9 protein-coding genes are annotated in these 10358 nt (G+C 34.9%); 3 read left to right on the top strand and 6 right to left on the bottom strand.

Annotation, left to right across the window (positions count from 1 at the left end; all coding sequences use genetic code 11):
• Positions 1 to 41: 41 nt before the first annotated feature.
• Genes IC220_RS01950 through ccmC form a run of 5 tightly spaced genes read right to left on the bottom strand, consistent with a single transcriptional unit; the run spans position 42 to position 7481 of the window.
• On the bottom strand, positions 42 to 2201 hold the full coding sequence (locus IC220_RS01950) for an acetyl-CoA carboxylase biotin carboxylase subunit (protein WP_188152916.1): 2160 nt from the start codon (positions 2199 to 2201) through the stop codon (positions 42 to 44).
• Positions 2202 to 2231: 30 nt separating this feature from the next.
• Positions 2232 to 3182: a hypothetical protein gene (locus IC220_RS01955; protein WP_188152917.1), complete on the bottom strand. Its 951-nt coding sequence runs from the start codon at positions 3180 to 3182 to the stop codon at positions 2232 to 2234.
• 56 nt (positions 3183 to 3238) lie between these two features.
• A complete protein-coding gene (gene ligA / locus IC220_RS01960; RefSeq protein ID WP_188152918.1) occupies positions 3239 to 5212 on the bottom strand; it encodes an NAD-dependent DNA ligase LigA in 1974 nt (657 codons plus the stop codon).
• Positions 5213 to 5240: 28 nt separating this feature from the next.
• The gene (gene guaB, locus IC220_RS01965) at positions 5241 to 6728 is read right to left on the bottom strand and encodes an IMP dehydrogenase (protein ID WP_188152919.1); all 1488 of its coding nucleotides are present in this window, start codon (positions 6726 to 6728) and stop codon (positions 5241 to 5243) included.
• Between the two features lie 42 nt (positions 6729 to 6770).
• Positions 6771 to 7481: a heme ABC transporter permease CcmC gene (ccmC, locus tag IC220_RS01970; RefSeq protein WP_188152920.1), complete on the bottom strand. Its 711-nt coding sequence runs from the start codon at positions 7479 to 7481 to the stop codon at positions 6771 to 6773.
• Between the two features lie 413 nt (positions 7482 to 7894).
• Here ccmC and IC220_RS01975 point away from each other — a divergent pair, with 413 nt between their 5' ends.
• Genes IC220_RS01975 through IC220_RS01985 form a run of 3 tightly spaced genes read left to right on the top strand, consistent with a single transcriptional unit; the run spans position 7895 to position 10190 of the window.
• On the top strand, positions 7895 to 9097 hold the full coding sequence (locus IC220_RS01975) for an ankyrin repeat domain-containing protein (RefSeq protein WP_188152921.1): 1203 nt from the start codon (positions 7895 to 7897) through the stop codon (positions 9095 to 9097).
• Positions 9094 to 9708 (top strand): ferredoxin reductase domain-containing protein, encoded by a 615-nt coding sequence (locus IC220_RS01980; protein ID WP_188152922.1) that lies wholly within the window; start codon positions 9094 to 9096, stop codon positions 9706 to 9708. The genes IC220_RS01975 and IC220_RS01980 overlap by 4 nt, the downstream gene beginning before the upstream one ends.
• The gene (locus IC220_RS01985; RefSeq protein WP_188152923.1) at positions 9681 to 10190 is read left to right on the top strand and encodes a 5-formyltetrahydrofolate cyclo-ligase; all 510 of its coding nucleotides are present in this window, start codon (positions 9681 to 9683) and stop codon (positions 10188 to 10190) included. The genes IC220_RS01980 and IC220_RS01985 overlap by 28 nt, the downstream gene beginning before the upstream one ends.
• Here the strand turns inward: IC220_RS01985 and IC220_RS01990 are convergent.
• Positions 10183 to 10358: transposase (locus tag IC220_RS01990; protein WP_188152743.1), on the bottom strand; the 176-nt coding region annotated here is incomplete at its 5' end. The two genes, IC220_RS01985 and IC220_RS01990, sit on opposite strands and share 8 nt — an antisense overlap.

Raw genomic sequence — 10358 nt, forward strand, 5'->3', positions numbered from 1 at the left:
GATAAATATTAAAAATATAGCAACTTTATGTCAATTGATTTTTATGGATAGCTATCTAATACCACATCACCTGCTTGTACGCTTTTTCCTTCTTGCACAAGAATCTTTTTTATTACTGCTTTTATTTCAGAGCATATGATATTTTCCATTTTCATTGCTTCTACAACAAATAAAGGTTGCCCTATTTCTATTTGGGTTCCTATATCCACATATAGCTTGGTTAATAAGCCACATATTGGTGATTGTATAATATTTGCTGAAATTTCTTCTGTTTGATTGTTGAGCATTAACTTATTTAGTTCAGCTATATGAGGATGAAATACACAACATTCAGTTTGCATTCCCGCATACTTTAATAAATATTTATTGTCTTTCCTATTAACTTTTACTGTAATATCACTCATAGATTGCTCTTCTATTTCATCACTAATAGGATTGGAAAGAAGCTTGATTGTTACATTCAACAGCTTATAGCTATTCGATTTCCATCTGCCTTTTATAGAATAGCTATTGTGATTGTATATTGCTGTTAATGTATCATCTTGATATTTTGCATTTATATGATACTCATTGTCATTGACCACTACTACAAACGTTTCATTAGACCTCTTTCGAAACTCAATTTCTGATGGCAATTTTGTTGTCGAAGCTGAGCTACGCTCCTCAAATACATCCAAGTATTCTGCGGTGCTTGCTTGCACTTCTCCTAAAAATTTCTTACCATAAATCAGTTTTGAAAGAGGTCTATTTACTGTACTACTGCAGTATTTTTGTTCATTTTCTAAGTGAATGTATAATGCCACTAAAATGGATGTTTTTACATATTCTTCTGTAACAAAATCACCATAAAACCCATTGGGGTAGAAGTCTAGAATGAACCTAGTGTTAAGCTTCCCTGCAATAAAATTTGGATGATGAAAAATTGACTCAAGAAATTCTATATTGTTTGTTACCCCATCTATATAGCACTCAGATAATGCTTTTTGCATTTTACTAATTGCTTCTATTCTATCTTGCCCGTGTGTTATTACTTTTGCAATCATTGAATCATAAAACGTACTGATTTCTGAACCTGCAGTAACTCCATCGTCTATCCTGACATAATTAGGTTTGTCATAATATTTTATTCTGCCACTGGAAGGAAAAAATTTCTTTGATGGGTCTTCAGCACATATTCTACTTTCAATTGCTGAGCCAGTAAGTTTAATATCATCTTGGTTAAACCTCAGTTTTTCTCCACAGGAAATCCTGATCATTTCTTCTACAATATCTATTCCACTCACAAGTTCTGTTACTGTATGCTCAACTTGTAGTCTAGTATTTACCTCAAGAAAGTAGAATTTTTGGTTTTTATCTACAACAAATTCAATAGTTCCTGCTGTGGAATAGCCAACCTGTTGTGCCAAAGAAATGCATTGAGCATACATCTCCTGCCTCACTTGTTCACTGATAAATGGGCTTGGAGTTTCTTCTATTATCTTCTGATTGTTTCTCTGTATTGAGCATTCCCTTTCCCCAAGGCATACTATATTGCCGTATTTATCTGCTAAAATTTGTATTTCAATGTGCCTTGGTAATTCTATATATTTTTCAATAAATATACTGCCATCTTTAAAGCTCTTCTCTGCTTCACTTGTTGCAGATGCAAATGCCAGCGCAATTTCTTTTGTTGAATTTACCACTCGCATGCCTCTGCCACCGCCACCCGCAGCAGCTTTAAATATCACAGGAAACCCAATTTCTTCAGCAACTTTTATTGCATGGACTACATCACTTATCTTGCCCATATACCCTGGTACCACATTGACACCAGCTTTTCTTGCAGCGTCCTTTGCTGTGATTTTATTAGCTGTAACTTCTATTGTTTTTGCACTTGGACCGATAAAATCTATGTTATATTTCTGAAGAGCGCGTGGAAAATCCGAATTTTCTGCTAAAAAACCATAACCCGGGTGCACTGCTTGCACGTTCGTTTCGACTGCAACTTCACATATTTTATCAATATTTAAATAACTTAAATAAGAAGGTGAAGGACCTATGTACCTTGACTCATCTGCTTGCATAACATGCTCAGAATTTACATCTGCATCCGAATACACACAAACACAAGATATACCCATTTTATGGGCAGTTCTTATAATCCTGCAGGCAATTTCGCCCCTGTTTGCTATTAAAATTTTACTATACTTTTTTTCTAACATTCAGAAAGTTTATTCATGCCTGCAGTCATTTTAGCAAACTCCTTGGTTCTCTGATACAGAGACAGCAGATATTGCACCCTCTTCAGATAATTTAAACACTTCATTGCATGCTTTGAGTGATAAAAATGCAGTTCCACCCACAGCCATTGAGGCAATTGAGCTCAATGCAAAAGTTGCATTAGCTAGAAATAGAAAGTATAAAGACAAGCATAACGCGGTAACACAGATTATGGCACCTACTACATATAAACTCGCATGTAGTTTCTTATTACATATAAAACTGTCTTTTATGCCTACAGTTTCCTTGATTTCATCTTTTTCACAACAACCATCAAGAGGAGTTTCTTTATTCTTATTTAAAGCATACTTTTTACTCTGCAACGCGTCTTTAATGTATTTTGTAACGTATTCTTCGTCTAGATTCTTTAGTTCTTTTGCTAGATTCTCTAATCCTTTCTCGTCTTTAGCTTCCCTTGCTTTTGCAATTTTACGTTCAATTTCTGATCTTTCTTTGCCTCCAGCTTCTGACCTTATATGTTTAAGAATTCCCTTCACAACAGACGACAAAATTCTACATCTTGCTGCTTCGTGAAACGGATTATTTCCATCATCATTTTTGTGTGTTACAAGAGCAATATTTTTCTTACAAATGAACACGAAGGCGTCTATATTTCGCGCTCTAGCAGCCGTATGTAAGTAACTATCTCCTATTACCTTTTGCTTTGTTTTATCAAACGGACCACTGTAAATATAGTCATAGTCAACATCTAATTTTTCAATGAAATTCTCATCTTTTAGTGACAACTTCTTCCACAAAGCTGTATTCTTAATTGCGATGCACAATGGAGTGTCACCTTCATCATATCTAATATTTTTTAAATTCGTTGAATCTACATTGTCCTGCAATAACTCTATGATACCTTCATAACCTAACTTTTCTTGCAGTTTTTCAATTAAATCAACTATGGAATATTCTCCCATAACTTCTCCTTTACTACTTACATAAAATTATACCACTTAATTTATTAAAAAGCAACTCAAACACGTGTCATGTTATACCATTGTTCCGCGTTTAAAATTTCTATGCCCAACTCTTGCGCTTTTTTGTATTTCGATCCTGGATTTTCTCCTGCAACCAGGTAATCAGTTTTAGTAGAAAGACTGGAGCTTACTATTGCTCCTAGGGTTTTAGCTCTAGCTTTAGCTTCATTTCTACTCATAGTCAGTGTGCCAGTGAACACTATAACTTTGTTGCTAAAGATGAAGTTACTATTATTTGCATCAACAGAAAGAATTGTTAGATGGGAAGTAAGATTGTTTAATACTGCAATATTGCGTTTTTCAGAAAAGAATAACTCTAAGCATTTTGCCATTCCTTTTCCTATGCAATCTATGTCTAGTAGTTCAGAAAAAGCTTCTTCGTCAGAGGACAACTTCGTCATAGACAAGTACCAGTTTTCATAAGAGATGTAGTAATTTGCCAGTAATTTTGCCACAACTTGGCCGATGGACCTAATACCCAAAGAAAATATAAATCTATCTAAGGTTATTACTCTTCTATTTTGTATAGAAGTCAATAGATTAACTATTGACTTTTCACCCCAGCCTTTTTCTTCTTTTAGGTTAAGCTTGTTCAGTTTTTCTTCTAGAGTAAAAATGTCAGAAATCTGTTCTATTAGACCAAGTTTATAAAAAAATTCTATTTGCTTTTCTCCAAAGCCATCAATATCAAATGCATCTTGTGATACAAAATGCTTCAATTTGCCTATGATTTGCGCTTTACATGTAAACTCTCCAGAACATCGTGCTACAGCTTCTCCTTCTAGCCGTTGCACTTTACTTCCGCATTCAGGACAAGCTTCAGGGAATATGAACTCAGGTGCATTTGCAGAACGAGCATTCTTATCTACCTCTTCTATTTTGGGAATTACATCCCCTGCTCGTTTTACGGTGACAATATCACCTTCTCTTATGTCTTTACGCTTAATTTCATCTTGGTTGTGGAGGCTTGCTCTGCTAACTAATACTCCACCAACATTGATCGGGACTAATTCTGCAACTGGGGTTAAGGCTCCAGTTCTACCAACTTGTATGAGTATTCTATTTAACTTAGTTTTTGCACAGATTGCAGGAAATTTATAAGCGAGCGCTGAACGCGGAGCTTTGTGAGTACTGCCCAACCGATCTTGCAATGTCAAATCATTTACTTTATAGACGATGCCATCAATATCATAATCTAAATTATAACGGCAATTGTAGATTTTATCATAAAATTCCAGCATTTCCTCTAAAGTATTTGCGATAAATTGGTTTTCATTTACACAAAAACCTAGTGTTTTTAAACTACTTAATACTTCGTGCTGATTATGTGATGTTCCACCTATTAAAGAATAAGCAAAATATTTTAGTGGCCTGCTAGCCGTAATATTTGCATCAAGTTGCTTTAGAGAACCTGCAGCTGCATTACGTGGGTTAGCGAATTCATTCTGTACATTTAGTTTTGCAAAATCTTTGTTAGAAATGTATACCTCGCCTCTTATTTCCAGCCTACCTTCCATACCCTGTAGAAATTTAGGAAAGTCCTTTATAGTTGCAACATTGTGGGTTACATTCTCTCCTACATGACCATCACCACGAGTTGCAGCTTTAACAAACACTCCATTTTCATAAATTGCAGAAAATGACAAGCCATCTATTTTAGGCTCACATATCATTTCTACTCTATCTATATTTAAAAATCTTTTTATCTTGGATAAAAATCTCTCTACACCTTGCTCATCATGAGCATTGTCAATGGAAAGCATAGGTTCTATATGTTCTACTTTAGCAAACCTCTCATCCGGTGCAGCACCAACGCTATCTTCAAATTCTGCTATTTTAGCTGCTTTTTGCTTCAATTCATCGTATTCAGCATCGGTGATTTCTGGTTTACTCCTCTGATGATACAGTACATCATGATAATTAATTTGTGCTTGCAGATCGGCAAACTCTTGCTTTGTCTTCTCTATCATTTTTTGACCTTTATCAATTCAGTTGTATTTACTCAGAATCAATAGATAAATTGGATATTTGATAAGCATAATTTGGGGCTTCTTGTGTAATTATTATGTCATGAGCATGACTTTCTCTTAACCCTGATGCAGTCATAACTACAAATTTACAATTTTCTTTCATTTCTGCTATGTTTTTATTGCCGGTATACCCCATGGCAGCTTGTAGACCTCCCACTAATTGGTGTATAACTCCCGATGCTGGTCCCTTAAATGGTACTCTTCCTTCTACACCTTGCGGAACTAACTTAAGTTTTGCATCACTATCTTGAAAGTAACGGCTAGCTGAACCTCGTTTCATTGCACTAATAGACCCCATTCCACGATAACTTTTATACGCTCTGCCCTTATAAATAATAGTTTCACCTGGACTTTCATCAGTACCAGCAAAAATTGAGCCTATCATCACAGAATCTGCACCAGCTGCAATGGCTTTTGCAACATCTCCTGAGTATTTTATCCCACCATCAGCAATTAATCTCACATTATTTGCCTTGCATGTTTCCGCAATATTCTTAACTGCAGAAAATTGTGGTACACCAACACCCGTAACCACTCTTGTAGTGCATATTGACCCAGGTCCTATGCCAACTTTCACTGCATCAACACCTGCATCAATTAATGCTTCAGCTGCTTCTTTTGTGGCAATATTACCTCCTATTATCTGTGCATCTGGATAGATCTTTTTTATTTCTTTAATGGTATCAATAACACCTGCAGAATGGCCATGAGCAGTGTCTACAACAATTACATCAACTTCTTCACTAATTAATGCTTCACATCTTTCTATGCCATCTTGTTTACCAGTACCAATTGCAGCAGCAACCCTTAATCGACCTTTACTGTCCTTACATGAGTTTGGATATTTATTGTATTTTTCGATATCTTTAACTGTAATTAGACCTATGCAATGGGAATTTTCATCTACAACTAAAAGTTTTTCTATCCTATTTTCATGCAGCAACTTCATTGCAGATATGTTATCTACTCCATTTTCCTGTACCGTAATTAACCTATCTTTTGTCATTACCTCAGAGACTTTTATATTCAAATTTTCGATAAATCTGACATCTCTATTTGTTAAAATGCCGACCAATTTTTGTTGATCAACTACAGGAATTCCAGAGTAGTTATATCCTTTCATTAGTGAAATCGCTTCTGCAACTGTTTTATCTGGAGAAATTGTAATTGGATCATATACAATCCAACTTTCATACTTTTTTACTTTTCTGACTTCTGCAACCTGTGCACTTATTGATAAATTTTTGTGTATGCACCCTATTCCTCCGTGTTGAGCAATGGTTATTGCAAAACTAGACTCAGTTACAGTGTCCATTGCAGAAGAGATTAGCGGTATTCTTAGCTCTATACTGTTTGTTAAATAAGTGCTTGTATCTGTATCGTATGGCAGCACGTCAGAATATGCAGGCAATAACAGCACATCATCAAACGAATAGTGAGTCTCCATTTTTTCCATACTTTAAGTTTAACACCAATTAATAGAATTGCAACAAGTTGACTAATATCGCATAGTGATTTCCCGCTTGATTTTGCATAAATTTATTAAATGAAGGGAATATAGCATCCATACTATTAAAAAAAATGTTACGCAAAACATAAACATTGCAATTAATGGTAACAATAAAGAGCTGTCAATTGCTATGCCACCTTTTCTGATAATGCTTGCAGGTTGGTGCAAAGTAGACCACAAGTTTACAGAAAATTTCACTATAGGAATATTTATAGCGCTAAAAATCGCAAATACTGCCGCTGATTTTTCAGCCCTTGCTTCATTGTCAAAAGCGCTCCATAATGCTAGATATCCAATATATAAGAAAAATAAGATTAACATTGAGGTAAGCCTTGCATCCCATACCCACCAAGTGCCCCAGGTGCCTTTTCCCCAAATGCTACCTGTAATTAAGCATATTGCAGCAAACATAGTCCCTGCAGGTGCTGCACCATGAGCCAAAATACTTGCGATACTATTTTTCCATACTAATGAAGTGAAACTGAGTAATGCAATCAATCCATATATTCCCAGGGAAAGCCATGCAGATGGAACATGAAGATACATAATCCGGACAATCTCACCTTGTTTATAATCTTCCGGAGAAAAAAATAAAGCTAAACACACTCCTATTAAAAAACATAAGAAACAAGTGGATACAAGCCATGGTAAGGCTTTTTGAGCAAAAGCAGTGAAATTTGTAGGTTTTAATAAAAACATCTAACTTAGAAATAACTAATCTATCAGTTATTTCAAGCTTTATCAATTGTATCATGCATTGATTTCCAATGGCAATTATTGCTCCTTAAATGCGTCCAACTCAACTCTTATTACACAACCTGAAGTTTGTTATGTAAAATACACTTGAGATTGGCTAAAAATGTAGGTAAGTAATGTAAGTAAGTTAATAATAGGAAAATTAATCACCTGAAAAATACAATGCTAGTTGGTGGTGGAGTGGGAAATGCGGTGCTATTTTCTATCGGTAGAGCATTTATTGAAAGAGACAACAAGAAAGTTAAATGATGTATTTAAACACGCTATACAATGCAGAGAAAGCGTACAGGAAGATTGATTTATCTATAAAAACATACAATAATTAAATTATTAACATATCTAATTAAGGTAATAAAATGTCAGGAACATATGTTGTAGAGCTAATAGCGCTACTGAAAACAATTAATAAAGAAGAGGCTCATGATATTAAAAACTTGCTACTTAATATACTAAGAATAGATGAGAATGAATGGCAGAAGATGCATGAGAACCGAGGTGAAAGCCAGCATGTAATAAGCGAGAGACGTAGGAATGTAAAGGCTATATATAATGAATTGGAAAATGATAATTTTAACATAAATCATCTATTTTCGCAGATAAAAGACTTAAGTTTATTGCACTTAGCAGCTGTCAGTGGATATGAGAAAGCTGTAGACTATCTCATAAATAAAGGAGCTAATGTCAATTTGCAAAATAAATATGGAATCTCTCCTTTATATTCAGCAATTCATCATGGACATGAGCAAGTAGCAGATCATCTCATAAAAAAAGGAGCTAATGTCAATTTACAAGATAAAAATGGATTCTCTCTCTTGCATTTCGCAGCCGAATATGGACATGAGAAAGTAGTAGATTACCTCATAAAAAAAGGAGCAACTGTCAATTTACAAGATAAACATGGTACGTTTCCCTTACATTTAGCAGCCGAATATGGGTATGAGAATATAGTAAATCATCTCATAAAGAAAGGAGATACTGTCAATTTACAAGATAAATATGGTGTATCTCCCTTACATTTAGCAGCCGAATATGGGCATGTAAATGTAGCAAAGCTCTTGCTTGAAAATGATGCAAATGTTAATATGCAATGCAACCTTTTTCATGAGACACCTTTGCACTTAGCAGCGGGAAAAAACGACTTAAGGATGATGAGATTACTGATCAATAATGGCGCATGCATTGATTCGCAAAATCAAGGTGGAAGAACACCTATGCATATGGCATTCAGAGGAAATTTCCTGGAAGGAATGAAACTTCTCAGAAAAAATGGTGCAGATCCATCACTTATTCCTAAATCCGAAGCAGAAGACGTAGGTATTTCTGTAGGGATAGGCATAGGTTGCGTGACTATTGCTTCTGGCTACATCTTGTTATTGAAATCTGATACTTTTACAGTATCAGCAGTGTTTGCAGTAATTGGGATCACTATAGCATCTGCATTAATAGCGGGTAATATAGCTTATTGCATTACACATGCGGCATATAAGCATAAATTTAGTAATACATTGGAAGAAATGGATTTAATAGATCTCACACAAGGACGACAGGTCACACCATGAAAAATACAATGCTAGTTGGTGGTGGAGTGGGAAATGCGGTGCTATTTTCTATCGGTAGAGCATTTATTGAAAGAGGCAACAAAGTTTTATACTTTGCTGGTTATAAAAAATTAAATGATGTATTTAAACGCACTTTAATAGAGAACACGTCCAGCACGGTAGTGTGGGCATGTGAGGAGGGACTAATAGAAACCAGCAGAGTTCAAGATAAGTCTTTCCACAGTAATATAGTAGATGCGATGATTTCTTATCAAGAAAATACAAGTGACATTAGTTTAAATTCCATAGATAAAATTATTGTTATTGGTTCTGATAAAATGATGAAAGCTGTAAATGAGGTAAGAAAAACAATATTAAAACCATATTTAAAGTCAGATCACACAGTAATATCATCCGTTAATTCTCCTATGCAGTGTATGATGAAAGAAATCTGTGCTCGATGCATACAAAGACATGTAAAAGCCGAAGAAGAGAGTTTTGTTTATAGTTGCAGCAATCAAGATCAGAACATGGAATTTATTGATTTTGACTTTTTAAATGGACGCTTAAGGCAAAATAGTTTACAAGAAAAATTAACCGCAGAATGGATAAAAATGTGTCTCTATACCTGAAACAACAGAAAAAAAAAGTAAGAGAACAATATAGAGCCATCAGGAGAAATATTGATTCTAGTTATGCAGCAGAGTCACTTGTTAATATTTTTAACCAAAACTTAAGTGACATTAAAGGCAAAATTGTTGCTGCTTACATTCCCATAGATGGAGAGATAAATGTTATACCGTTGATAGATAATTTACTTAATTTAGGCTACAAAGTAGCAGTTCCCCATAAAAGTAAGCTATTGATGTTTGAAGAATGGGAAAAAGCCGGTGAAAGCATAGTACCTGATACAATTATTACTCCTATCGTTGCTTTTGATGATAATTTTAATAGATTGGGTTTTGGCAGCGGTTGGTATGATAGGATAATAGAAAAATTGCGGCCGCATGGAAAAATATTTATAGGTGTAGCTTATGAAAAACAATATTGTAGAGATCTGCCTGTAGAAAGATGTGATCAAAAATTAGAAGATGTCTTGAAATCATTTAAGTAGCTAATTTATTAAGCATAACGGTAATCATATTAAAGAAAATATTGGTTTTTGAGGTAAGAGGAGAATGTTCGTAATCTTTGCTCATGCGCCTAAAATTGGAGAGCCAAGCAAAGGTTCTTTCAACTATCCAACGTTTTGGAATAACCTGAAATCCTTCAGCTTCGGGAT

Origin of the sequence: Wolbachia endosymbiont of Pentalonia nigronervosa, from assembly GCF_014534705.1 — a bacterium.
Taxonomy (GTDB): Bacteria; Pseudomonadota; Alphaproteobacteria; order Rickettsiales; family Anaplasmataceae; genus Wolbachia.